Origin of the sequence: Sphingobacterium sp. B16(2022), assembly GCF_012030425.1 — a bacterium.
Classification (GTDB): Bacteria; Bacteroidota; Bacteroidia; order Sphingobacteriales; family Sphingobacteriaceae; genus Sphingobacterium; species Sphingobacterium anhuiense.
The window spans coordinates 664,873-689,560 of sequence record NZ_JAAUVN010000002.1 but is presented as its reverse complement, the minus strand read 5'-3'; the positions used below and the strand labels follow the sequence as shown (position 1 = coordinate 689,560).

General features: G+C 34.6%; 19 protein-coding genes. 12 read left to right on the top strand and 7 right to left on the bottom strand.

Going from position 1 to position 24,688, the window contains the following annotated elements; all coding sequences use genetic code 11:
- Positions 1 to 547: 547 nt before the first annotated feature.
- The 3 genes from HCX49_RS13185 to HCX49_RS13175 all read left to right on the top strand — a co-directional run bounded on the left by HCX49_RS13185 (position 548) and on the right by HCX49_RS13175 (position 3,189).
- The gene (locus tag HCX49_RS13185; RefSeq protein ID WP_132841875.1) at positions 548 to 1,603 is read left to right on the top strand and encodes a 3-oxoacyl-ACP synthase III family protein; all 1,056 of its coding nucleotides are present in this window, start codon (positions 548 to 550) and stop codon (positions 1,601 to 1,603) included.
- A 199-nt stretch (positions 1,604 to 1,802) separates the two neighbouring features.
- Positions 1,803 to 2,378, top strand: coding sequence for a Crp/Fnr family transcriptional regulator (locus tag HCX49_RS13180; protein WP_132841873.1), 576 nt, complete (start codon positions 1,803 to 1,805; stop codon positions 2,376 to 2,378).
- Between the two features lie 115 nt (positions 2,379 to 2,493).
- Complete coding sequence (locus tag HCX49_RS13175; protein WP_132841871.1) at positions 2,494 to 3,189, top strand: type 1 glutamine amidotransferase domain-containing protein; 696 nt, start codon at positions 2,494 to 2,496, stop codon at positions 3,187 to 3,189.
- A 205-nt stretch (positions 3,190 to 3,394) separates the two neighbouring features.
- Here the strand turns inward: HCX49_RS13175 and HCX49_RS13170 are convergent, their stop codons facing one another.
- Positions 3,395 to 3,853, bottom strand: coding sequence for a GNAT family N-acetyltransferase (locus tag HCX49_RS13170; protein WP_206368455.1), 459 nt, complete (start codon positions 3,851 to 3,853; stop codon positions 3,395 to 3,397).
- 162 nt (positions 3,854 to 4,015) lie between these two features.
- On the opposite strand from HCX49_RS13170, the gene HCX49_RS13165 reads away from it, so the two are divergent.
- The 4 genes from HCX49_RS13165 to HCX49_RS13150 all read left to right on the top strand — a co-directional run bounded on the left by HCX49_RS13165 (position 4,016) and on the right by HCX49_RS13150 (position 8,691).
- Positions 4,016 to 4,777 carry a response regulator transcription factor gene (locus HCX49_RS13165; protein WP_168127331.1) on the top strand — a complete coding sequence of 254 codons (762 nt, stop codon included), beginning with the start codon at positions 4,016 to 4,018 and terminating at the stop codon, positions 4,775 to 4,777.
- A gap of 301 nt (positions 4,778 to 5,078) precedes the next feature.
- Positions 5,079 to 5,795 carry a DUF3667 domain-containing protein gene (locus HCX49_RS13160; RefSeq protein ID WP_132841867.1) on the top strand — a complete coding sequence of 239 codons (717 nt, stop codon included), beginning with the start codon at positions 5,079 to 5,081 and terminating at the stop codon, positions 5,793 to 5,795.
- 4 nt (positions 5,796 to 5,799) lie between these two features.
- A complete protein-coding gene (locus HCX49_RS13155) occupies positions 5,800 to 5,991 on the top strand; it encodes a hypothetical protein (protein ID WP_132841866.1) in 192 nt (63 codons plus the stop codon).
- A 1,263-nt stretch (positions 5,992 to 7,254) separates the two neighbouring features.
- The gene (locus tag HCX49_RS13150; RefSeq protein ID WP_021190265.1) at positions 7,255 to 8,691 is read left to right on the top strand and encodes a glycosyltransferase; all 1,437 of its coding nucleotides are present in this window, start codon (positions 7,255 to 7,257) and stop codon (positions 8,689 to 8,691) included.
- 619 nt (positions 8,692 to 9,310) lie between these two features.
- Here HCX49_RS13150 and HCX49_RS13145 read toward each other — a convergent pair.
- On the bottom strand, positions 9,311 to 9,832 hold the full coding sequence (locus HCX49_RS13145; RefSeq protein WP_021191673.1) for a hypothetical protein: 522 nt from the start codon (positions 9,830 to 9,832) through the stop codon (positions 9,311 to 9,313).
- 438 nt (positions 9,833 to 10,270) lie between these two features.
- Positions 10,271 to 12,952, bottom strand: coding sequence for a c-type cytochrome (locus HCX49_RS13140; protein WP_132770374.1), 2,682 nt, complete (start codon positions 12,950 to 12,952; stop codon positions 10,271 to 10,273).
- A 202-nt stretch (positions 12,953 to 13,154) separates the two neighbouring features.
- Between HCX49_RS13140 and HCX49_RS13135 the strand changes: the two genes are divergently transcribed.
- The gene (locus tag HCX49_RS13135) at positions 13,155 to 14,294 is read left to right on the top strand and encodes an acyltransferase family protein (protein ID WP_168127330.1); all 1,140 of its coding nucleotides are present in this window, start codon (positions 13,155 to 13,157) and stop codon (positions 14,292 to 14,294) included.
- Positions 14,295 to 14,411: 117 nt separating this feature from the next.
- The gene (locus HCX49_RS13130) at positions 14,412 to 14,684 is read left to right on the top strand and encodes a redox-active disulfide protein 2 (RefSeq protein ID WP_132841860.1); all 273 of its coding nucleotides are present in this window, start codon (positions 14,412 to 14,414) and stop codon (positions 14,682 to 14,684) included.
- 43 nt (positions 14,685 to 14,727) lie between these two features.
- Here the strand turns inward: HCX49_RS13130 and HCX49_RS13125 are convergent, their stop codons facing one another.
- On the bottom strand, positions 14,728 to 15,642 hold the full coding sequence (locus HCX49_RS13125; RefSeq protein WP_168127329.1) for an AEC family transporter: 915 nt from the start codon (positions 15,640 to 15,642) through the stop codon (positions 14,728 to 14,730).
- Positions 15,643 to 15,858: 216 nt separating this feature from the next.
- On the opposite strand from HCX49_RS13125, the gene HCX49_RS13120 reads away from it, so the two are divergent.
- Positions 15,859 to 16,698, top strand: coding sequence for an AraC family transcriptional regulator (locus HCX49_RS13120; RefSeq protein WP_132770380.1), 840 nt, complete (start codon positions 15,859 to 15,861; stop codon positions 16,696 to 16,698).
- Between the two features lie 120 nt (positions 16,699 to 16,818).
- On the opposite strand, the gene HCX49_RS13115 is transcribed toward HCX49_RS13120, so the two are convergent.
- Positions 16,819 to 16,971 carry a lmo0937 family membrane protein gene (locus tag HCX49_RS13115; RefSeq protein WP_108158845.1) on the bottom strand — a complete coding sequence of 51 codons (153 nt, stop codon included), beginning with the start codon at positions 16,969 to 16,971 and terminating at the stop codon, positions 16,819 to 16,821.
- Between the two features lie 320 nt (positions 16,972 to 17,291).
- Here HCX49_RS13115 and HCX49_RS13110 point away from each other — a divergent pair, with 320 nt between their 5' ends.
- The gene (locus HCX49_RS13110) at positions 17,292 to 18,935 is read left to right on the top strand and encodes a DUF3472 domain-containing protein (RefSeq protein ID WP_168127328.1); all 1,644 of its coding nucleotides are present in this window, start codon (positions 17,292 to 17,294) and stop codon (positions 18,933 to 18,935) included.
- A gap of 209 nt (positions 18,936 to 19,144) precedes the next feature.
- Here HCX49_RS13110 and HCX49_RS13105 read toward each other — a convergent pair whose 3' ends face one another.
- Together HCX49_RS13105 and HCX49_RS13100 are read right to left on the bottom strand one after the other, a co-directional pair.
- Positions 19,145 to 21,217 (bottom strand): endonuclease/exonuclease/phosphatase family protein, encoded by a 2,073-nt coding sequence (locus tag HCX49_RS13105; protein WP_168127327.1) that lies wholly within the window; start codon positions 21,215 to 21,217, stop codon positions 19,145 to 19,147.
- Positions 21,218 to 21,598: 381 nt separating this feature from the next.
- Positions 21,599 to 22,261 (bottom strand): metal-dependent transcriptional regulator, encoded by a 663-nt coding sequence (locus HCX49_RS13100; RefSeq protein WP_168127326.1) that lies wholly within the window; start codon positions 22,259 to 22,261, stop codon positions 21,599 to 21,601.
- A gap of 109 nt (positions 22,262 to 22,370) precedes the next feature.
- Between HCX49_RS13100 and HCX49_RS13095 the strand changes: the two genes are divergently transcribed.
- Entirely contained in the window at positions 22,371 to 24,656 is a 2,286-nt protein-coding gene (locus HCX49_RS13095; RefSeq protein ID WP_168127325.1) for a TonB-dependent receptor, read from the top strand.
- The last annotated feature ends 32 nt before the right edge of the window (positions 24,657 to 24,688 follow it).

Below are 24,688 nucleotides of genomic sequence, written 5' to 3'. Positions count from 1 at the left end.
CCAGAACTGATCCTACGGTAAGCACTATAGACAAAAAACATACGATTACATGATAAATCACTTCCCGGAACACCTGATATCGTCATAAAAAAAATGGAAACTGGCTATTTTTGTCGATGGTGAATTTTGGCACGGCTTTGACTGGAAAAGAACCGAAACCGTATTAAATCTAACCGTTTATTCTGGATACCGAAAATCGAACGTAATATGCAAAAAGACGTACGCACTAATCTTGCTCTTCGTGAACTAGAATATACGATATTCCGGTTCTGGACTCAGGATATCATTAAAAAACTCCCAATTGTAATCAATCAGATTGAATTGTTTATAGAATCCCGAACGTTTTGGAAGTAAATTGACTAAATCTACCTCCTTGCCAGTACAAGAAGTGGATATTCATTTCTTGTCCAAAGTACTGGAGAATTAACTATCGAGGCTTGTTTGAAGCTGGTTGGTCAGTTACAAATAAAATATTTATTCCCTCTTCAATAACTAAGATTTGCTGGTCTCAGTAATTATCGCTAAATTAATTAAGTAATATAAGAAAATGAGTAGCAAAATTATAGGTACTGGACATTATACTCCATCCCACATCGTTAAAAATACATTTTTTCAAGATTCCACATTTTTTGATGAAAATGAACAGCCTCTAAAACAGTCCAATGAGATAATCACACAAAAACTAAAAGAGATTACTGGAATCGAAGAAAGACGATATGCAATGGATGATCAAGTGGCATCCGATCTAGGATTTCAGGCTGCACAAAAGGCGATAACAAATGCGCAGATCGACCCTGAAACTTTGGATTATATCATCTTTGCCCATAATTTCGGCGATGTTAAGCACGGCTCTATCCAATCTGATATGGTACCAAGCCTTGCTTCACGTGTAAAACATCTTTTAAAAATTAAAAATAACTTCTGCGTAGCTTATGATCTGCTTTTTGGTTGTCCAGGATGGGTGGAAGGTGTTATTCAGGCAAACGCCTTTATCAAAGCAGGGCTTGCTAAAAAGTGCCTGATCATAGGTGCTGAAACGCTTTCCCGCGTCATAGATCCTCATGATAGAGATAGTATGATCTATGCGGACGGTGCGGGAGCAGTGATAATGGAATGTAGCGATGATGATTCTGGGCTTAAATCCCATATTTCGGCTTCTTTTACACTCAATGAGATTGATTATTTATATTTTGGCCCCTCCTATTTTAATCAAGATTCTGACACAAAATACTTGAAAATGAAAGGCCGAAAAATATATGAGTTTGCATTGACTAATGTTTCAAAAGCGATGAAAAAATGCTTTGACGAGAGTGGATATGACATAAAAGATCTTGCTAAGATCATCATACACCAAGCTAATGAAAAAATGGATGAAGCTATTGTGCATAGATTCTACCAACTGTACAATACACCACAACCACCCGACATTATGCCTATGATCATTCAGAAATTGGGCAATAATAGCGTTGCAACCATACCAACTTTATTAGCGATGATCCTTCAAGGGGAATTGCCTCAACACAAGATCAACAAAGGAGACATCACGCTATTTGCTTCCGTAGGTGCTGGTATGAATATCAATGCATTTGTTTATAAATTTTAAAGCTTTTAACGAAATGCAAATAAAATTATGAAGATTAATTTCTAATAACTTTCATAACCAAATAGAACTGAATATAACATTACAATAGCAAATAAGATTCAGATCTAAACAAACAATTAGTGATTGAAAATCGCTCCTAATCTTAAATAATAATACTTATTTTTAGGTACTACTTTCTATACAAATCCATACGTTACACATGTCCGATCGTGAAATTCTTAGAAATCATATAGAACAAACTGTCCAGCTTAGCGATGAACAGTTTGATTACTTTTTCTCATTTTTAAAGCCTGTATCCTTTAAAAGAAAACAATCTGTTATAAATATAGGGGATCGTGTATTATGTGAATATTTTGTTCTAAATGGTTGCCTAAAAACTTTTTTTGTCAACGATGAACAAAAGATGCATATTCTACAGTTTGCGACAAAAACCTGGTGGGCATCTGATTATGATGCACTTCATAATAATAAAAAGGCGACTGTCAATCTAGACTGTGTTATCGACACCAATGCTCTTTGCCTATTTAGTGAAGACCGGGAAAAAGTCTGCAAAGAAATTCACGAGATAGAAACATTTCTAAGATGGCGTTCAAATAAAGGATATATAGGTTTACAAAAAAGAATTCTCTCTTTGCTTAACAATGACGCTAGAAGCCGTTATGAGCAACTCATGCAACAATATCCCGATCTTTATAACCTGGTACCAAAGCATTTAATTGCGGCATATCTCGGAGTTTCGCGCGAAACATTAAGCAGACTTTATCAGGTCAAATAATCTGACATATATCACTAAAACAAACTTTCTTTAAAATGTGATGTATATCACATAAAGGTCTAATGATTTATGCCCTATTTTGTGATATCATTTTAAACATTTAAAATTTTCAAAGATGGAAAAAAAGAATTTAAAAGTATTGGTTGTACTGACATCGCATGACCAACTTGGAGATACAGGTAATAAAACAGGATTTTGGGTTGAAGAATTTGCCGCTCCCTATTATGTTTTGGCCGATGCAGGTGTAAATGTAACAATTGCTTCTCCTAAAGGCGGACAACCACCCATAGACCCCAAAAGTGCGCTTCCAGAATTTCAGACAGAAGCAACAAAACGATTTGATGAAGATAAAGAACTGAAAATTAAACTAGCAAACAGCATTCCATTAAAGGAAATAAGTGAGCAAGATTATGATGCCATTTTTTATCCGGGAGGACACGGTCCTCTTTGGGATCTAACAAATGATAAAACGTCTATCGCACTTATTGAAGCATTCTGGAGGAACAATAAACCAGTTGCCGCAGTATGTCATGCTCCTGGAGTATTGCGCTTCGTAAAAGATACTAATGGTTCGTCATTAGTTAAAGGGAAAAAAGTTACAGGATTTTCGAACTCTGAAGAAGAAGCTGTGCAATTGACCAATGTTGTTCCCTTTTTAGTAGAAGATGAACTGGTAAAACTTGGAGGGATATACAGTAAAGGAGAGGACTGGAACAGCTATGTTTTAAAAGATGGTAACCTAATTACTGGACAGAACCCAGGTTCTTCAGAAGAAACAGCGAAAGAATTACTCGCGCTATTAGCGAATTAAAAGTCTTCATAAGAATAATTACAATCAAGGTATACGGACTGGATCTTACTACATCAGTTCGTATACCTTGGTTACCTTAGCTATCCCGACTTTATCTATTAAATATCTGATGTAAAACATTTAATAAGATAAGATTCAAGACAAAAACTTGCACACGATCACTTTTATTAAGTGACATAGCTATAAATTTACAATGTAAAAGGATTTACAAGTCTAAACGCATTTTCAATAAATGGGGTTTAAATCCCGCTTTTAGATAGGCATTTTTAGCAATTACATTTGCATCATAAACATCCAATTTAACTTCCGTTAAGCCACGGCTTTTAGCCCATTCCATAAGTTTTTGTAAAATTACACCGTTAATACCCTGACCTCTAAATGTGGGATTCACATACATAAAACCCAAATACGCGTATTCCTTATGTTTTTGAAACGGTTTCGCCTCCAAAATTTTACCATAGCCTGAACCTACAATTTCATTATTAACAACAGCCACCAATAACGCTGCTCGCTCACTTCGAATGAGATCCATTAAATCATAGTAGTGAATCTCCCCTTCTTTTAAACTGTCATCAAAGGGTCTTTCAGCATCTACTATTCCTTTTTCAAAATTTAATAATATCTCAATATCAGATTCAATCGCATTCCGTATTTCTACCATCATTTAATTAACTAATTTAATCTATGTACAACTAATTTTTACATTTCAAGATACATAAAAATGATCCAAAGTCACATTAAATTTAAGGTTCGATTTTCCTTCATTTTTCATTACTTTGTAAAATAGATTAGGAGATAACCATTTTATACCTACTAACCTTACTTTATGAATATAAATATTGATGATTTTTTTGAGCCCGTACATTTTAAAGATACTCTTAATGAGCTGGATTATAATATAACCAAACCTCTCGTAGATTTTGCGAGATCACTCAGTCAATTAACTTATCAAAGTGTGTATTTGATTGATTATTATAAAAAGGGATTTCTTTTTGTGTCCGACAATCCAATATTTCTTTGTGGTCGTACAGCTGATGAGGTTTTGAAAAATGGTTATCAGCATTATCTTGATAATGTACCTGAAGAAGATCTTCTACTATTAAAAAAAATTAATGATAGTGGCTTTGATTTCCTCAAAAATCTATCGGAAGAAGATCGGATGCAACATTCCATTTCATATGACTTCCACCTTAAGCAACCAATAGGAAAACCAATTCTGATCAATCACAAGCTAAAGCCTCTCCTACTAGACAACTCCTCAAACCTTTGGATAGCACTTTGTTTGGTGTCCATATCGTCTCATGCTAAAGCGGGAAATATTAGAATAAAGAATGAATTTGACAAATCTTATTTCGAATATGATCTGATCAATAATATTTGGTCAGAAAAACCTGCAATATTATTAAAAAAAAGAGAAAAAGATGTTCTAAGATACTCTGCCCAAGGATTAACAATGGAGCAAATAGCTGAAATCCTTTTTGTTTCTATCGATACTATTAAATTCTACAAAAAGCAAATATTCTCCAAGTTAAAAGTAAAAAGTATTACAGAAGCTACAACCATAGCAATTGAACTGTCACTTTTCTAATTCATAATAAGATGCACTTATGCTCATCAATTATAAAAATTAACAATCAATTTCGCAATATCATTCAATAGCTTCTGTATATTCAATTTGATTGCAAAATGAGTATTGATTTTATTCCTACACAAAAGTGTAGATTTAATAGGAACGATGCGTACTAACGATTAAACTTAATACATTTGACTCATGGATAATGACAAACTGTTTCATCCATATACATTTCAATATTTATATCAAAAATGGAAGTTGCTACCGATCTAACCATTTGTAAATAAATACTAGCCAAATTATTAAATGAAGAGAGATGAATTGTAAAAGTTGCAACAACGAAGTATATCAGAATTACTGTCCAAACTGCGGACAACCTTCAAAACTAAAGAGAATAGATGGGCATTATATTGCACACGAGATCGAACATGTATTACATTTTGAAAGAGGTATCCTATATACCATCAAGGAATTAATAACTAGCCCTGGGGACAATGTGAGACGTTATATTTCAGAAAATAGAGCTCGACTTGTAAAACCTATTATTTTTATCATCATCACTTCCCTTCTATATACAATTGTTAACGGATTTTTCCATATTGAGGAAGGTTATGTAAAATATGACGGAATCTCAACCACCACCACAGGCAGAATTTTCAGCTGGGTACAAAGTCACTATGGCTATGCCAACATCATACTGGGAGTATTTACTGCTTTTTGGGTTAAAATATTTTTCAAAAAATATGACTATAATTTTTTTGAAATTTTAATATTACTATGTTTTGTTACAGGTATAGAGATGCTTATATATGCATTTTTTGCTTGCTTATATGGTTTGATACAAATTGACTTAATGCAATTTGGAGGCATGATTGGTATTGCCTATTGTAGTTGGGCTATTGGTCATTTCTTTGACAAAAAGAAGACTATAAACTATTTAAAAGCATTCGCCGCATTCGTGTTAGGAATATTAACTTCTGTAACAATTGCATTAACAATAGGAACACTAATCGACTTACTTATAAAACATTAAAAATATGGAAAATAGAAAACCAATATCATTTGTATTTAGCATTATCGCTATTATACTCGGAGTGACCTTGTTTAAGCAGTTCGACTTTGAAAATTTTACATTTGAAAAACCCGCATTAGCAGCTGTCTATTTTACCGTCTTTGCATTCTCAATATACATCCTTGTAAAAAAACCTAAAAAGCAATCTGAAAAATAAAGTAAGGAAAATCCTATAGACGAGATATAAAGGCCTGGTCGTTTCAATGAAATAACACCCCATCTCAATATGTTGATTTCATATTAAACCTCATACTATACACATTCTTTTTCCCTCATATAAGCAGGGAAAAAGAATAAATACTCTTATCCGCATGCTATTACTGCACCTTACCGGAATCTTTTTTCTGAATAGCCTTTCTCCAGAGGGCTAAGGATCTGCAATTTATTTCTTAAACTGTAGAACAAATATACGACCAATTAGCCACGCAAGACTGACTCCTTTAAGCACTACTTATAAGCACTACTTATACATAAAAAGAAGTAAACACCCGTTCAATATATCAATTTTTCACACCCGTTCATTATTCCTTTACTAAAAATCCATAACAGCAGTGAATATCTAAGCAAGTATGAATCTGTACATAAGACGCATTCATAAATTCGGTAATCCATTCTGTGCGAGCACCACAAAGCGGACAGCAAGCTGGTTTCTTTTCCATAATCAAACTACAAAGTATACTAATATTAATAGTACTAATATAACTATAATTTATTACATCTAAAAATATTAGCATATTATTTTTAGATATTAGAATTCTCCACTATATTAAAAGCAACATCACACCTCTGGAGGTCGATATACTTACTTTTAATAAGCAAATCGTTATTATAGCGGATAGACAAAATCAAGGGTAAAATATTTAAGTTTCATCATTATATAATTGAATTATTTATAATCTATCATCCTTCGAGCAAGATTTGGATTTACGCATATACTCCAAGAAATTAAATTCAACCTTAATTGAATAATTAGTGCCAAAATTTTAACATAGACCCTATCATAACTTCTGTACAAATTTAGTTGCTTAATTTTCCAGATGGTAACAGTAAATCATCAGCCAATGAGATAATTTTGGTTATTTACTGTCTTCAAGTGACAACAAAAAAGAATAAATAACATAGGACAACATGTCCGAAATGTTAAAAAACCTTAAATATCTAATTATCTAACAGATATTTAACAAGTATACCAAAGCATCTAAAAACGACGATAACACCACTATAAATCAGTTGTTTATGATACCAATAATTATATCAAGTTTGTTACAATCAGCAATTAACATATTTTTTAAATGGTTATTAGGGCATGTGTTTTGTAAATAGTCAATCGTAATATTCTTATTACAAAAGATAGTTTATCATTTGATAGCAAAATCAAATGCATTAGCACACACTCATAATAAAGAAGAATATGAATTACATGGAAGAAGTTCTCACTCCCTCATCGGAGGTTAAGATGCAAGTCAAGCCAGCAGTATTTAATTCAAAAGAGCTGGAATCGAAACAACAAAAAAATAATTTGTTACGTAAAACAATGCAATATGGTCTCAAAGAATATAGCATTTGGGGCTTTACATTTTTGATCTTACTAACATCGGTTTTCGGTTTGTATATGCTTCAAACAGAATTTGAAGCATTAAGATTTGAACGATTAAACAGTATAGGTGGAACATTGCTTGTTGGATTTGGTATTTTTTTACTTTTAACTAGCGTAAGCTTTTTAGTTTATCTAATTGTTTTACATATGAAGTATAAACCGATAGCTTCGGTTTCAAATGAGGAGCTGCCTTCATGTACCATTATAGTACCCGCATATAATGAAGGTCATCTGGTATATGATACCTTACACAGTCTCGCTAATAGTGATTACCCAGAAAAGAAACTTCAGATAATTGCTATTGATGATGGAAGTAAAGATGATACGTTTACCTGGATACAGCGTGCCAAAGCAGAATTGGGTGACCGTGTGGAAATCTATAAGCAACCTAAGAATATGGGTAAACGACATGCATTATATCGTGGATTCAAATTAGGAAAAGGCGATGTATTTATTACAGTTGATAGTGATTCTATTGTAAAAAAAGACACTTTGCGTAATATGGTTTCTCCTTTTGTAAAAAATGAGAATTGTGGAGCAGTTGCAGGAAATGTACGTGTTTTAAACAATAAGAAAGCAATTATTCCACGTATGCTCAGTGTTAGTTTTATATTTAGTTTTGAATTTGTACGCTCTGCACAAAGTGTATTAGGTTCAGTAATGTGTACACCTGGAGCCTTATCTGCATACAGAAAAGAATCGGTCATGAATTGTCTTGAAGATTGGATTAACCAGACCTTTATGGATCAACCATCAGATATTGGGGAAGATCGTGCTATGACAAATATGATTCTAAAACAAGGATATCACGTACTATTTCAGTCCAATGCTTATGTATATACTGATACTCCTGTACGATACAAAAATCTATATAAAATGTATATCCGTTGGGAGAGAAGTAATGTACGCGAAAACATCATGATGAGCCGTTTTGCTTTTACCAACTTCCGAGAAGGTAAAAAATTGGGTACGCGTATCTTATTGCTTATGCAGTGGAAAAAAGTCTTACTTTCTTATCCTTTGCTTGTATTAATGCTATGGACAATATTTCATTATCCACTAATGTTTCTGAGTGCTACTTTTGTCGGTATATTGATTTTTTCAAGCGTCCAAGCATTCTTTTTTGCTTCAAAAAGTGATAATAAGAAGGAAGCAATCTGGGCATATACATATAGTATTTTTTACGCACTTTCACTATTCTGGATCACACCTTATGCAATTGCAACTGCGGGAAGAAGTGGTTGGTTAACCAGAGGATAATTTAACGTATAATACTTCCATGTATTAGTTACAGTAAATATAAATGCACTTAATGGGCAAGAACTAAGTAAACTTCACTTAGTTCTTGCCCATTAATCATTACAAGATGCATTAGATTATTCTAGACTTCATTGATAATGCAAATACTTTAGACTTCAATCTTCTCAATTTTCGTAAATTATATAAATTCGGGTACTTACAGCTGTAGTGAATAAGTACGATAATTATTTAAACAATTTATTGCAATACATTGAAATCGATATTCTGTCGGATTACAGGGGTTTCTATTTGTTAGGATAGGAAATTAATCATTCCTATATAGTAAGTATGGTGATCAGCTTAACCTTTATAATTCAACTTAATCTCTTAAAAAATTATTTATATAAACCAAAAAGGATAGAAATAATTTTATAGAGCTATACCTAGATAGACTACATGTCCAGATCATTTAATTAATTTCAAAAATAAAAAACAAGTAATTGCAGAAGTAAGAATCAAAAAAAAAAATCTCATTTTTAAAACATTCAATAACTATTAAAGTATGTTCTAAAAACAAGAAATTAAAATAGTAAGTAATCTTTCTTACAAACTATACGGAACCATTTATAAAATTAAGCTACTATTTTGAAAGTTCAGCAAGCTCAGCTTTTGAGAATGCATGATCTCCCTTAAGATAGCTGTTGGCTTCGCTCAGATATTTATAAATTATTTTTTTTCCTTCCTGACTCGGTAGTTTTTTTAGATTATGCACCAAAAACTCTTTATCATCTATTCGATCTTTACTATAATTGAGAAATGAGGGTGCATGGGTTTGCACAGACCAACGGATAAAACGCAGATCGATATTGTCTTTTTGTTTGACAATAACAGATTCTAATAAGTTTTTACCCTTCTTAAACTGGCTTAATTTGGTAAATGGATTGTTTTTATGTTTTGCCCAAAGAATCTCATATGCGGCAAGATATCCTTTTTCGGTTACTGTATTTGCTCCCTCATCTAAGATTTTAAGATTCGTTTCACAGAGCTTTTTATCTTTTACAGCTAAAGCATAATCTGAGCGCATCTTATCAATATTGATTTGACCAAAACATGTGATCGAGCTTACCACGAAAAAAAGACAGACATAAAAACGTATTCCCATACTCAATTTAATTAAAAAAATGATACTCAATGATATAACCTCAAAAACCTGTTATATATTATATTATTCAACAAAATAGTTCCACAAGTACAACTCATAAGCTGTCTTTGACCGAACATATTTTTATTATATAACAACACAGAACGGCTTTAAGTTTGTTTGTTTTTTACTCTTCTCGATTAGTCTAAGTAGCTGTAGACTATAATCCCGAGCAAATTATAAAAAAACGATCCGTTAAAAATCATGAATCTTTTTCTATATGTTAAATTATCTATTTTATATTATTTTGTCAAGTCCAAATCAAAGATCAATTTTCTTTTCGATTATTATAGCAAAAGATATCCATAAATAATTTATCATTAGGCTGACAAGAAACATAAAAAGGCCGCCAACTTAAATGTAGCTGACGGCCTCTAATGATATAAATGTTAAGACTTCTTATTTTTGTTTTGCTAGAAACGCAACTAGTGAAGCAAATTCTTCAACTGTTAATGAATTTGCCAATCCAGCGGGCATCATCGAGTTACCCATTTCCGTACGTTTTGCAATATTAGCTTTTTTGATTGTCGTAACAGATCCAGCAATATCTCTCAATACAACTTTATCAGCAGTTTCCTGTGTCACAAAACCCATAAAACTCTTTTTGTCTTTAGTGCTGATCAAAACTGTTGCAAATCCTTGAGAAATTGAAGCATTTGGTTTTAAAATTGATTCGGCAATTTGTTCACGATTCATGATTGCACCAATTTGTCCCATAAATGGTCCTTTCATCGTTTCACTTTTACTAAGACTATGACATGCAAAACATCCTTGTTTTGTAAATAGCGCTTTTCCTTTTACCGGATCACCTTTTATTTTAGCTAATGCTAACATAATATCCTCAATGGATGTTTTTCCTACTTGCCCTTTTTGGTTTTTGATTTTTTCTAAATCAACTTTTTTCTCCTTAACTTCTTTTACAGCAACCTCTTTCTTAGCAACATTAAAAGAAGCAATTTCCATACGGAATTTCTCATTCAGATCCGAAAAAAATTGTTTTTTCGTCGCTCCAGCTTTTACGCTCTCTGCCTTCAGGAATTTCTCAATGACCGGTGAAGATTCCCAAACAACTCCTTTATAGTATGGCCCGTGCGAATCAGGACGAGTTCCCCACCACCACGAAGCATCATAAGCATCTTCTTTCTTATATAAGCGAGCTAAGGTTACTAGAATCTTATCTTTAAATTTTTGATCTTTTGATTTTCCATAAGCAGCGATTAAGCCATCAACTGCTCTGGCATCGTGCATATAACGCATAGCCCATAAAGCTAGATCAGGATTTTCTGTTCCCAAAAAACCTACACTTGCATTAACTGCATTTAAGCGAACTAACGCTTTAACCGCTAGATGTGCAGGTATAATGGCGGCATTAGGTTTATCGTGTGGCCCCTCCACTCCTTTAGCGGGAGCAACAAAAGATGCCGGCACCTTTGTCTGCAATAATGCATTAGCAGCTTCTACTCGGCCCAAGCGACCCAAACCAACCATTGAAGCCGTTTGTACACGTACGGAAGCATCTTTCAATCCATCAATGAATGGATCAATTGGCACTTGCTCTAATGATCCCATACGGTCAGCCAAAGCACGTAACGCAAATTCACGGATCTGATCCTCCTTTGTAAGTTCAACCAAAACCGGAATTGCTTTTTCCTTTGCCAACTGTGCATAAGTATATATTGCGGCAACACGAGCACTGAGCCCTAAACTCTTGTCTTTAGCAATACTAATAGCAGCTGCTGTTGCTTCATCTGATGATCTGGAAACAAGTTCTTGTGACGCGTAAAGCCTAGTTGTTGCACTACCCGATTTCAAAAGATTAGTTAACTCGCCAATAGATGCTTTCTTCGTATTAGGAAAAGCTTTGTATGTCCATCCTTTTGGTACTACGCGCGCAACATAACCTTTATCCGGGTTACCTGAGTAACCAGCTCCATCCCAAGCTGCTAGATATAACCTGCCGGAACCATCCACATCTAAATCTGTAATTTGTGGCAATTGGATAAATTCTTCTTCTTTTTGTGTAAAACTTGGTCCATCTGGTGTAACATGATGCATATATAAGAAACTTCTGCCCCAATCCGCCATCATCGGTACCTTATTATATTTTTCAGGCCAAGTATCCTCGTCCATATATAAAGATCCTGTACCCGATCCACCACCTAACATGGCCAAAGCAGGAATAATCTCTTCTGTAAAATTTTGGAATAACAAAGGATAGCCGTACTCTCCAGATTGAATCTGATGCGAAAAACGAATGTCCCAACCGCCACCATCATTGGTATTATCACGGGTAAAGATATTCATATATGGATCAATAGCGACATCATAGATATTACGTAATCCATGTGTATATATTTCCATTTCTTTTCCATCAGGACGCACACGTAAAATTCCTCCCCCCAGCATGGTCAATTTCTTGCCATCTGTACCTGTTGCATTATGAAATCCAAAATCACCAACTGCAATATACATCCAACCATCAATACCCATCCTTATTCCATTAGTAGCATGATCCGTACCACGCTCTTGAATATATTTGGTATTACTTAGACCCACTATAAGTGGTTTAGCTACCCCATCCGCAACCCCATCTTGATTTTTATCTTCAAATACAACTAAATCCATTCCTGTTGCTTTTCCAGTCGATGCATCAAACGTCGTATGCAAAACGAAAACTTGATCACCTAAAACAAAAATACCACGGGGATTATCAACACGTGCAAAATCAGTATGCTTATCCATTTTCCCGTCGTTGTCCGTGTCAACAAATCTGCGGATAAACCCTTTACCCATATCTTTTCCTAAAGATCCGATCATATCAACCCCAACGTAAACTTCACCCGTAGGCGCCACAGCTAAACAAGCTGGACTAGGAGTAAGATCCGCAGCTGTAAAAGAGGTCATAATCAGGTCTGCCGGAGCTCCTGATAAAGTTTTTAAGCTATCCTGAGCATGTAATGTAGCTGTCGTTGAATAATGTACATTTTCATTTTTTACTTTTTGATGTACTGGCTTTTCAATATTATTGGTAAATCCCAATAATATAGGAAAGAGAAATAATAGGTTTAGTTTCCTTTTCATTGTAAGGTATTATAATTGCATAAATATTGAGCAAATTACAACTAATGAATCTAATAACTATAATAATAGCAAAAATATTACGAAAATTGAAAGAAATTTCCATTTTTTAAGATCATAATTATTTCAAAAACTGTAATTAATTCCTATATTCACGGTCTTTTGGCTATTCAATAAAAATATACTACTAATCAAATTTGTCTGCATGCTAAACACACAAACCAATTCGCTCACACACGATCTTAATAAACCACATTACAACGTACTGGATGGACTTCGGGGTGTAGCAGCAATTACTGTGGTATGTTTTCACATTTTTGAAGCATTTGCGACCAGTCATTTGGATCAACGTATCAATCATGGTTACCTAGCTGTTGATTTTTTCTTCATTTTATCTGGATTTGTTATCGGTTATGCTTATGATGATCGCTGGTCAAAAATGTCTACAAAAGATTTTATCAGACGCAGAATCATACGGCTACACCCGATGGTTGTAATGGGAGCTGTTATAGGTGCAATTATGTTTTACTTTCAAGGATGTTCAGTATGGGATGTATCATCCGTAACTGTAATGGCTTTACTTGGAGCAACATTATTAAATGCATTACTTATTCCGGCCATGCCGGGACATGAAGTTAGGGGTCTAGGTGAGATGTTTCCGCTAAACGGACCGAGCTGGTCATTATTCTTTGAATATATTGGAAATATTCTTTATGCCTTAATTATTCGAAAATTTTCAACCAAGATTCTAGCATTATTAGTTTTTATTGCAGGTTGTGGTTTAGCAACATTTGCCATTGCAGGACCGTATGGGGACATTTGTGCCGGTTTCTCGTTAACTGAAATAGAATTTACAGCAGGATTTTTACGCGTTCTATTTTCTTTCTCTGCCGGCTTATTGCTCTCCCGAATTTTCAGACCCGCTAATATTAAGGGAGCCTTTTGGATATGCAGTATCACTATAGTGACCCTATTAGCCCTACCCCGCCTAGGTGGAGCAGAGCACTTATGGATAAATGGGCTATATGACACCATTTGTTGCGTAGTAATATTCCCTATTCTTGTCTATCTAGGCGCTTCAGGCAAAAGCACAGATAAATATACAACTCGATTATGTCGATTCTTAGGAGACATTTCTTACCCATTATATACTGTACATTATCCTTTTATTTATCTTTACTATGCCTGGGTAAAAAATAATAAACTCACTTTCGAGCAATCCTTACCTGGCGCGGCAGCTGTAGTCATAGGAAGTATTATTTTGGCTTATATCTGTTTAAAATTATATGATATTCCTGTTAGAAATTACCTAGCAAAACGATTTGCAAAGTCGAAAAAAGGTTAAGTTTAAAACTTATAAATAACAGATAAAAACAATTAAACTAACCTTTGCTTTTCACTGTAGTAAAATCGACAAAAAATTAGCGATATTAAATTTAAATTATTAAAACGGAACCTATTTATGAATAAGAAACCACTCAGTGAATACAGTAATGAAGAATTGCTGCAAGCAAAAAAAACAACGGCAGTCATAGCCATTACGTTAACCTCAATGTTGGTACTGCTATTAGCAATGGGGATTTATATTTCCATAACCAAAAAGTTCAGTGCCCTTTTAGCGATACCTTTTTCACTATCAACGATCGCAATCATTCTTTTCAAAAAGCTAAAGGAAATTACAGCGGAACTCAAAAATAGAGAAACAAATGAATTCAAAAACAAAACTGAAATCTAACCTTTAAGAATTGTCATACATTAAGATTGAAAATTAAAACTTTTTAAATCATGAAATAATCCATTATTCCATTCCAACATGCAGTCGTTATAAATCCTACTAAAATACTGATCCCTATGATCAGATTCACTAACCGGGCATTTAACCGAAACTGCTCTGCAATAATGCCCGAGGTAATTAATGTTGGCATAGCGGCTTCAAATATACTGATGCGGGCGATATCCCCTTTAATACCCATAATAACCGCAATAAACAGTACCAAAGCAGGAGCAATCATGAGTTTATATAACATCGCCATTGAAAGTTGTGAAATTTGCTGTTTCCACCCTTTAAACTTGAGCTGTAGACCTACAGAAAACAAAGCAAGCGGACCAACAGTAGCTGCTAATTTATTGATAAACGGTTCTGCTACCTGCAAATCGATAAATTTGGACAAAAAAAGAGCGCTAACACAAGCGATAAAAGGAGGAAAAGTAAATAAGCGTTTAATTAATAAAGAAACTTTAACTCCCCCTGTATCGGAAGGATTTCCTTTAACTGCCGCAATAATTCCAATAGTAGACAAAAGAACAAACATCACCTGATCACAAATAATAGCAATACTCAGATCATGTTCTCCAAAATAGGCCGTAATTAAGGGAAATCCAATAAAAGAAGTATTACTATAACCGCTAGATAATTCTAAAGTACTGCGGGTACGTTGCCCATACTTTTTATAACGACAGTAGAATTCCATAAATACCCAACTTCCTGCCCAGACAATAATGGGAGAGATTGCAGGAAAAACCATCTGATTACTCCATGTGATATGTGGAATATACTTAAATGATACAGCTGGTAAAGCTAAATACAATATCCAGATATTAATACCTCTATGTGCATCATGAGGCATGAATTTGGCATGCTGAAAGATCATTCCTGCACTAATACAGAAAGCGATCATTACAAAATTGTCCATGTGAAAATTTGCTATTTTATGACAGCAAAATTATCACCCTGTTAATCCCTATCGCATGTATAAAAACAACATTAGTATGTATATTTGTTTTAAACAAAAAATAAATAAGTTATAATAATGATGGTAATCAACGGTATTTAGAACAATTTTTGAGTATTGGAAGAGATGTATCACGAAGTTTAACAAAGAGAAGTACTACATAAAGCAGCCTCGCATATGACCAAACTCAAGCAATTTGATGCGTTGAAATTATTTGACTTTGAGGAATCCAACTTCCACCTAACCGTTCATGGACAGAACTACTATGAGCTGGTATATATTTATAAAGGGTCGGGAATTCATGAGATCAACAACAACAGCTTAGCCTATAACGCAGGAGATCTCTTTGTAATATCACCTGAAGATGAACATAATTTCAAAATTGAAAAAAGGACAAGGGTAATAGCAATCAAATTCACTGACGATTATTTCAGTAATAGCAATCATTGGACGCAACAGAATCAAACACTAAATAAGCCTATTGCGATCATGAATAATAAAATATTGAAAGAAATAAAACTAGAATTCAATCCAGAGATAAGGAAAATATTAAGGAATACAATAGATAATATCTTACTTTATAATAGTGTTGGATCACTTTCCACATCTCCACTTGTTTTCCATCAGATTCTTTCCATATTCGGGATAATCATAGAAACGATGACAAAAATGTTATTATTTGGAATAAATAATTTCCCGGCAAAGGAACTTCTTGTTTCTTATATTCACCAACATATTTATGAACCAAAGCAAATACAAATTAAACAAATTGCAGCCCACTTTAATATTGCACCTACTTACTTCAGCACCTATTTTAAAAGAAACTTCGACATGGGTTATCGCGACTATCTAACAGCATATAAAATAACATTGATCGATAAACGATTAGCGTCAGGACTTTTTACTTTCAGACAGATTGCTGACGAATTTGGATTCAACGACGAAAGTCATTTCTCTCATTTCTATAAAAATAGCAAAGGCGTCAGTCCATCTGCTTATTCCAGATCAAAAAAGTAGGAATTAGATTACGCATTTGCAACTTATTCAGATCCTGTATAATAAAAAAGAGACTTTTAAAAAGTCTCTTTTCAACCTACCCTCTTGAAATATCCTGAATGTTTATCAGTAAGTTAAAGTTTATGCATTTCCTCTAATAACGCGCAACAATACTACAATAATTGCAATGACTAATAAAGCGTGGATAATACCGCCACTGTAGAAACCTCCTAAAAAACTGATCGCCCAGATAATGACTAAAATGACTGCGATTATATATAATAAATTTCCCATAATATATGTTATTTTAATGTTTTTAATATTTAGCAACTTAATAATATAACAATAGTAACCGAGCATAAGTTTGTTTGTCTAAACAAAAAACTGATGATTTTTTTTTAATCATTTAAACAGCGTTCCGAATAAAACTGAAAATCAACATCTTAAACAACTCACTATCTGTCCCACATTCTTTTATTACACTAAAAATTGCGCAATCGATTTCATTAAAATCAGCTGCTAATTATACAAAGAAAACTTCCTACCTTAATACCATTGCGTCAAGAATACGCAATAATAACCCATTATAAACAGATCCTTTTATAAGAAAATTAATGATTCACAGCGTATTTCTCGCTGCATTGAGCACAATAGCGTGTTCAAAGGAAATTGTAAAATCGGGATTAGAAAAGCCTTCAAATCTAATCTCACAGAGTGACAAAGATTTACTTAACCTCACATTGACAGGTAGTAATGCAGCTCCTTCACAACATCTTGTTTACAATTTCACTTCTGATGCAATATTGAAAATGAGCAAAATAAAGATCACAAATACGGCAAAAACGGAATACTTTTCTGTCCTAAATTATAACGGCGGTTATATGGGACTTCAAGATACACCAGACCTGCGCTATGGCACTTCCAATATTATGCTCGCATCACTGTGGGACAAAAATACTGCAACAAATAATTTAGCGTTTTACTCTTATCTCGATAGCAAAACAATTGCCAGCCGATTTGGTGGTGAAGGCGATGGGCAAAAGACATTAAATCCTTATAATTGGACGCTCAACACTTGGTATAATATGGTCATTCGTTCCTGGAAGGAAAATGGAAAAATATATATTGCCAATTTCGTTCAAGATTTATCTACAGGAAAATGGTTGCATACCTCTACAATTGGCCGTGAAGCAAGCGCAGGATATCTGGGGTCAGGTACTGGAACATTTTTAGAAAATTGGGTCGGAGATAATCCAAATTATGATGGTAGATTTCACCGTAAAGCATTTCTTAAAGACAATTGGAATTTAAGTATCAATAACGTTTGGGAAAAATCAAGTAGCCGATATTTCTCTGCCAATGACAATGATTCAGTACGTAATGGTCAATTTGATCGCGCCTTTAATGTCAAATACAACAGTACAGAAGACGCATATTTCATGGAACACGGTGGTTCCACCACGCCAGATCCAGCCTTTGGTACAGGGCGGGTACTAAATTTACCAGCACAGGCAGGTCAAGGTAATGCACCGGAATTAACGACCATAGAAAACAGCTATAGTACTGTACGTTACCACAACAACAAGCTGATTGTATCCTGGGGAATAAATGAAAACAAATCACCGCAGCTTAGTTATAAACTTGAGCTTTTAAATGCTTCAGGGTCTGTAATACAAACGCAGGAGAAAATTAAACCCGAAAAAAGAGTGGACACGTTATCAAGCAGTTTAACATCAGGAAATTATACAGTCCGCATAACATTAACAGATATTTTTAATCAACAAGCAGCCTCAAAATTAATTCCGCTCACCATTTTCAGTGCGAATGATACCTACAAAATAAAAAATGTAAGCAGCGGTAAATACCTCACTGTTCGCGATAATAGTACCGCTAATGCAGCTCAGATCGTACAGTATAGCAATAGCATAAGTGATTCACAAAAATGGAAAATCGTTGCCGGAAGCGCTGGGTATGCTTTAGTAAACGTTGCTAGTTCCAAATCTATCGATATTCCAGGAAGTATAGATGACATCAACACAGGATTAATTCAATATACCAATTCGACAAACCAAAATCAACAATGGACCATCAATTTTCTGGAAAGCAATAATACAGTTTACATTAAAACCATTCTCAGCAAAGGATACATCATCGACAATCCCGGAAGTAGCACGAGTGATAATACACAACTTGTATTATACAGTATCAATAATAATATTGGGACTAATAATCAAAAATGGGTTCTAGAAAAGCAATAAATTAAAATCTCCAGTAGTAGATCCAATTCTGGTACTACTGGAGATACCTTGAGAAAATCAAATCGCAGATTGATTATTTTTTTTCAAAAACTTTTACTTTTTTGCGCGATACACTGTTCCCGAATTTTGGTTTCAGAACAATTAGTAAAGTATAGATCAAATAAACAATTGCTAATAACTTTAATTCTTCATGAAAGTACGATCGAGATCTATTTATTAATATTTTTACCTAACGTAGTTTCAAAAATCGTCATCACAGCAGCATGATCAGAAGCCCAAACGTCATCAATTTCCGGACTTGTCCTAATGATTTTTGATGAGATCGCCTGAATAGCCCCCTTATAGTAAATAAAATCTATTCTGGCATCAGGCATTTGACCATATATAGGTGCAAAAGTTCCGCCCTGATTACCTAATTCGTCAGGATTAATTTCACGAAAAGAATCCTTAAAACCGTTTTCTATCATAAACTTCGATGTCGGAAATGGTACAGCACCATAACCAAAATGCAGATCTTTAGTTTTCTCTGTCCAGTCCAGGTGACTATAAGAATTGAAATCTCCGCCTATTATAATAGGTTGATCTACAGATTCAACATAAGGATCAACATCCTTTTCTAATAAATTTCTCACATCCACCAAAGAAAGTATAGCGTCTTCTGCAACCCAGGTTTTAGGTTCCATACCAAAGTTTTGATAACCACTTGTATATTCAGGTCGATACGCATATCTAAGCCAGCAGCCATTCACTATAATATCACGTCCATTAGGTAGTTTGATCGTTGCAGGATTAGATTTAAACGGTTCACTTGATTGGATCTTCTTGATAGGATATCTACTGAACAATGCCAGATTGTCCTTTGAAGATTTGGTTTGTAAATAAAATCCCAAAGTTTTTGCGATCGTATCCTGTGCACCATACCCTTCCTGCATGGTAATAATATCCGCATTAGAAGTTTGGATCAAATCAATAATGCGTTCTCGGCCTTTATCTTTACCCAAATGCACTCCACCATGCCAGATATTCCATTGTAGCACTTTAACAAAATTATTCTTGTCTTTAGGAGTAACAAACTGTTTCACCTTTGATTCCTCGATCTCAGGTTTATATTTTTTTCCAGACAAAACGAAATGAGTAATGAGCGCACCCAGTTGATGCCCGACTTCCGCTTTATCTTGAACAGCAGCACTGACGAGAAAATAATTAACACCTGGTTTTAAGTAAAATTTATCCTTTACATCCTTATTCCTAAAAATCATCTTCCCTTCGAGATGCTGTGTACCATCGAAAATAGGCTGTTTAATATTCGATTTAGGATACTGCCCCGTATAATACAATTTTATACCATTGAGATCTTTCAAAGAAGAGTTTTGCGTGAGATCAAGCTTAATTTCGTCCAAGCTAAGCGCTTTTTGATCACCCTGTACCACAATCCTCAATTTTAACAGCTGGCCATCTACAGTACCTTGTTCTAAATCCCACTCATTCTGTACAACGACCGCATTAAACAATTGCTGTTTCTTATTAAAATTCTGAAAAGAAACATTGGTATTTTCTACCGTATATGCCATCGGAAGCTGGCCATAATAGTCACTGCGTCCATTTCTCAAGTGATAAGATAGATGTCCCTTTCCTACCCAGTTTACCGATACCACATCTTTAAAATCATCAAATGTATAATAGCCTACGAGGGCAGAAAACTGGGGATGAGTTCTTTCAACAGATCTATTTTTCCACTTATTGATTACGTTGATAGGAACAGCTTTTGACCAAATTCTAACCTCATCAATCAATCCACCAAAACTTTGTTTTTTCTCGTGGAGACCAATAGCACCCGGTAAAATGGCAACCACTGTGTCTTTACGAGCCACTTCTTTACCATCTAAGTATAAAAAAGTAGACTTCCCATTACAGGAAGCCGCTACATGATGCCAATTATCATCCAATTTCTCTGGAGCAGTAATCCCTGCGCCATTACTATGCAAATAACCATTTTTAACCACTAACGGCATATTATCACAACTATTTAGATCGCTATACTCACCGCCACCAAAGATAGCTTCATACTCCTTCCATATACGATCATCTCCTTTTATCCATGCTTCTATCGTCCATTCATTCCGTAAAACACCCATACCCGTTCTTACATCATTATCATGACCATCTAAACGCAATGCTAGGTTATGGAAAGATTTTTGAGGATAATTTTTAGGTTTTTGTACAGCAAATGAGCACAGGCAAACGATAAGGAGAAAAGATAATAGTTGATATCTTAGGTACATAATTATTGGTTTGAAGTATAACAAAAATGAGCCAAACTTAATTGTCGTCCCTTTTTCATGTGCCATTCATAGGAAAAGCGCATAAAAAACGATAACAATAAATAAGTCAACCTTATTTTTGTATTTCAAATATATAATAATATGCGCAAAAGCCAAGTTGCAAGCCAGATCATCAAGAAGTGTGGTCCACTAGTCCAAACGTCATTAGACTACCGAATCAAACGTTTGCTTATAAAAAAACAGCTCAATGAGCTGTTCCAAAATTGATTTTTAGTACTTAAAATGTTACAAGAAATACGAGAAATACACTTCATCTTGTAGCATTAGAAACTACAATTCTATTCCTATGCTTATTTCCTATATTTATAAATATAGATTAACCTATTTACTGATATGTTCTACGAGCAATTTTTCACACACCATACTACTTAAAACCTCGGTTCCATCACCCGAGTAACTAACAGACATGCTCTTATCAAATAATTCAACAGATTTTATGGTAATCACAGACCCAAGAATCAATTGACGGCTATTTAAAAATTTAAGCAATTCTTCCGAAGAAGGTCTAACAGCCATAAATTTTACGACATCTCCACTTTTACAATCGCTCAATTTAATAAACTCTTTTAATTTTAATTTACCATTTACATCTGGTATGGGAGAACCATGAGGATCCACTTCAGGAAAACCTAAAATTTCATCCATTTTCTCAAAAAATGCTGGAGATTTTATATGTTCAATTTGTTCCGCAATATCATGTACCTCTTCCCAGCCAAAACCCATTTTCTCCACAAGATACATCTCGGTAAGACGATGCTTCCGAATAATCAATGATGCCTCTTTCTTGCCCTTTTCCGTAAGCTTTAATGGTTTATAACTCTCATAAATAACAAAATCCTTTTCACTGAGGCGTTTCATCATACCATTAACGGTAGGCATTTTTATATCCAGCAGTTTACTTAATTCATTTACGCTGGCTTCACCTTTTGTGCTCGTCAAAGCAAATAATGCTTTCAGATAATTTTCTTCAGTCTGTGATATCATTATAACAAAACTACTAATTATTAGCACAATCTAACAATATTGTTATAAATAATTTGTTAGTTCATACAAACTTTATAGATTTGCATGACTAACAAATAATATTTACATAATGAACATTAACATTTTTTTAATAACAGGAGTCCTCATTTTGATGAGTTTGACTCTTTCTGCCCAAACTGCACGTCTAAAAGGTAAAATAACAGATAGCGAAGGAGAACCTATTGAATGGGCCACAGTAAGCATTCCCCTATTAGGTCTTGCCACAAAAGCAGACAGCACAGGAAATTATGAATTGCAAAATATCCCTGTAGGTTCGCATCAGATCAAAGTAAGTTTCATTGGTTTTGCGACAAAGCTTTTAACGTTAACAATAGCAGATACAAAACTTCAAGTAAGAGATGTAGCATTGACCTCGATCAGCAATCGCTTAAATAGTGTCGTCGTAACCGGTACCCGCACGGCGCGCAAAAGGTCTGAAAGTCCTGTAGCAGTCAATATCCTAGATAGTAGAACATTCAATATTACACAATCCAACACCTTAGCCGACGGATTATGTTTTCAGCCCGGTTTACGTATGGAAACAGACTGTCAGACCTGCAATTATTCTCAATTGCGGATGAATGGATTAGGAGGTTCTTATTCACAGGTTTTAATTAATAGTCGGCCCGTATTTAGTTCATTGATGAGTTTATATGGATTAGAACAGATACCTGCCAACATGATTGATCGTGTTGAAATTGTCAGGGGGGGTGGATCAGTCTTATATGGTTCATCAGCTATAGCCGGAACAGTCAATATTCTGACCAAGCAAGCCCAAAAAAGCTCCTTTACACTTTCAAATAACAGTTCATTAATGGGCAACAAAACCTGGGATCATTTTTTCAATGCCAATCTAACAGCAGTCAATGAAGAGCAAAATGCGGGAGTTTCTTTCTTTGCATCTCACCGCAACCGTAATTCTTACGATGCAAATGGCGATGGTTTTTCCGAAATGCCTATGTTACAAAACAACTCCTTTGGTTTCAATTCATTTTTTAAGTTATCTCCTCAGGATAAACTAGAAATAAATGGTTGGAGTATCAACGAAGAAAGAAAAGGTGGAAATAAATTGGATCTGCAAGCCGACAAAGCCGACCAGTCCGAATATCGGTTACATAATATCTTAGTAGGAGGTTTCAATTATGAACATCAGGCAAAAGATAAAGAAAGCTCATTTAGCGTTTATGGCGCTGCTCAAAACACAAAAAGAACACATTATACAGGTATAGATCAGATCGATGCCTGGGGGCATACAAAAAATCACTCCATTCAAAGCGGAGTCCAATACAACTACATCAGCTCTGATTTTCTGAATGGAAAAAACACCTTCACCACCGGAATTGAAAATCAATATGAATATACTTTCGATGAAATTAAGGCATATGATTATCTCATTGATCAGCATGTAAATCTATTAGGTGCTTTTTTACAAAGTGACTGGGAAGTAACCCGAAAATTAACCGTGCTATCAGGACTACGGTTAAATAAATCCAATCGTATAGATAAACTTGTACTGACCCCTAGGTTAAGTGCATTATATAAATTGGGTAGTGAAACCCAGCTTCGCACATCCTACGCGAGAGGATTTAAAGCACCGCAAGCATTAGAAACCGACATGCATATGGCTTTTGCCGGAGGTGGAGTTTCCGTCATTAGAACAGATGACAACTTGATCGCAGAAACGTCCAATAGCTTTAACGTTTCATTAGATTTCAATAGAGCAAGCGAACATTTTATCTACGGTTTCACGGTAGATGGCTTTTTCACACGACTGTATAATACTTTTGTTTTAGAAGAAATCGGTACCGATCAAAATAACAATCAGCAACTCTTACGAAAAAATGGATCCAGCTCATCCGTAAGAGGAATCACAGCTGAAGGAAGATTCAATTATGATCAGAAAATACAGCTTGAGACGGGTTTAACATTCCAAAAATCAACCTATGATGAAGCTGTATCTTGGTCTTCTACTATTTCAGGAACAAGAAAATATCTGCGTTCGCCCGATCTTTACGGTTATTATACACTCAGTTTTTGGCCCCAGAATCGCTTCAATGCCGTTTTATCAGGAGTTTTGACTGGTCCGATGAAAGTACCTCATTTTGCAGGTGCCCCAGGCATTGATCAGGATGTCCTTAACACCTCACCCACATTTTTAGAAAATAACATCAAATTATCCTATCGATTTACCTTAAAACAAATTAAGCAGGATCTTCAATTCAATATCGGTATTCAGAATATGTTCAATCAATATCAGAAAGATTTTGATATCGGTAAAAATAGAGACAGTAATTATATTTATGGTCCTAGTCGACCAAGAACTTTTTTTATCGGATTGAAATTTGGACTGATGTAAACCTGTCCTTATTAAAAACAACTTCGTACCGC

Bases quoted from the DNA above. Each gene is read 5' to 3' on its own strand.
- HCX49_RS13185 (WP_132841875.1), top strand. From the start codon at position 548: ATGAGTAGCAAAATTATAGGTACTGGACATTATACTCCATCCCACATC.
- HCX49_RS13180 (WP_132841873.1), top strand. From the start codon at position 1,803: ATGTCCGATCGTGAAATTCTTAGAAATCATATAGAACAAACTGTCCAG.
- HCX49_RS13175 (WP_132841871.1), top strand. From the start codon at position 2,494: ATGGAAAAAAAGAATTTAAAAGTATTGGTTGTACTGACATCGCATGAC.
- HCX49_RS13170 (WP_206368455.1), bottom strand. From the start codon at position 3,853: ATGATGGTAGAAATACGGAATGCGATTGAATCTGATATTGAGATATTA.
- HCX49_RS13165 (WP_168127331.1), top strand. From the start codon at position 4,016: ATGAATATAAATATTGATGATTTTTTTGAGCCCGTACATTTTAAAGAT.
- HCX49_RS13160 (WP_132841867.1), top strand. From the start codon at position 5,079: ATGAATTGTAAAAGTTGCAACAACGAAGTATATCAGAATTACTGTCCA.
- HCX49_RS13155 (WP_132841866.1), top strand. From the start codon at position 5,800: ATGGAAAATAGAAAACCAATATCATTTGTATTTAGCATTATCGCTATT.
- HCX49_RS13150 (WP_021190265.1), top strand. From the start codon at position 7,255: ATGGAAGAAGTTCTCACTCCCTCATCGGAGGTTAAGATGCAAGTCAAG.
- HCX49_RS13145 (WP_021191673.1), bottom strand. From the start codon at position 9,832: ATGGGAATACGTTTTTATGTCTGTCTTTTTTTCGTGGTAAGCTCGATC.
- HCX49_RS13140 (WP_132770374.1), bottom strand. From the start codon at position 12,952: ATGAAAAGGAAACTAAACCTATTATTTCTCTTTCCTATATTATTGGGA.
- HCX49_RS13135 (WP_168127330.1), top strand. From the start codon at position 13,155: ATGCTAAACACACAAACCAATTCGCTCACACACGATCTTAATAAACCA.
- HCX49_RS13130 (WP_132841860.1), top strand. From the start codon at position 14,412: ATGAATAAGAAACCACTCAGTGAATACAGTAATGAAGAATTGCTGCAA.
- HCX49_RS13125 (WP_168127329.1), bottom strand. From the start codon at position 15,642: ATGGACAATTTTGTAATGATCGCTTTCTGTATTAGTGCAGGAATGATC.
- HCX49_RS13120 (WP_132770380.1), top strand. From the start codon at position 15,859: ATGACCAAACTCAAGCAATTTGATGCGTTGAAATTATTTGACTTTGAG.
- HCX49_RS13115 (WP_108158845.1), bottom strand. From the start codon at position 16,971: ATGGGAAATTTATTATATATAATCGCAGTCATTTTAGTCATTATCTGG.
- HCX49_RS13110 (WP_168127328.1), top strand. From the start codon at position 17,292: ATGATTCACAGCGTATTTCTCGCTGCATTGAGCACAATAGCGTGTTCA.
- HCX49_RS13105 (WP_168127327.1), bottom strand. From the start codon at position 21,217: ATGTACCTAAGATATCAACTATTATCTTTTCTCCTTATCGTTTGCCTG.
- HCX49_RS13100 (WP_168127326.1), bottom strand. From the start codon at position 22,261: ATGATATCACAGACTGAAGAAAATTATCTGAAAGCATTATTTGCTTTG.
- HCX49_RS13095 (WP_168127325.1), top strand. From the start codon at position 22,371: ATGAACATTAACATTTTTTTAATAACAGGAGTCCTCATTTTGATGAGT.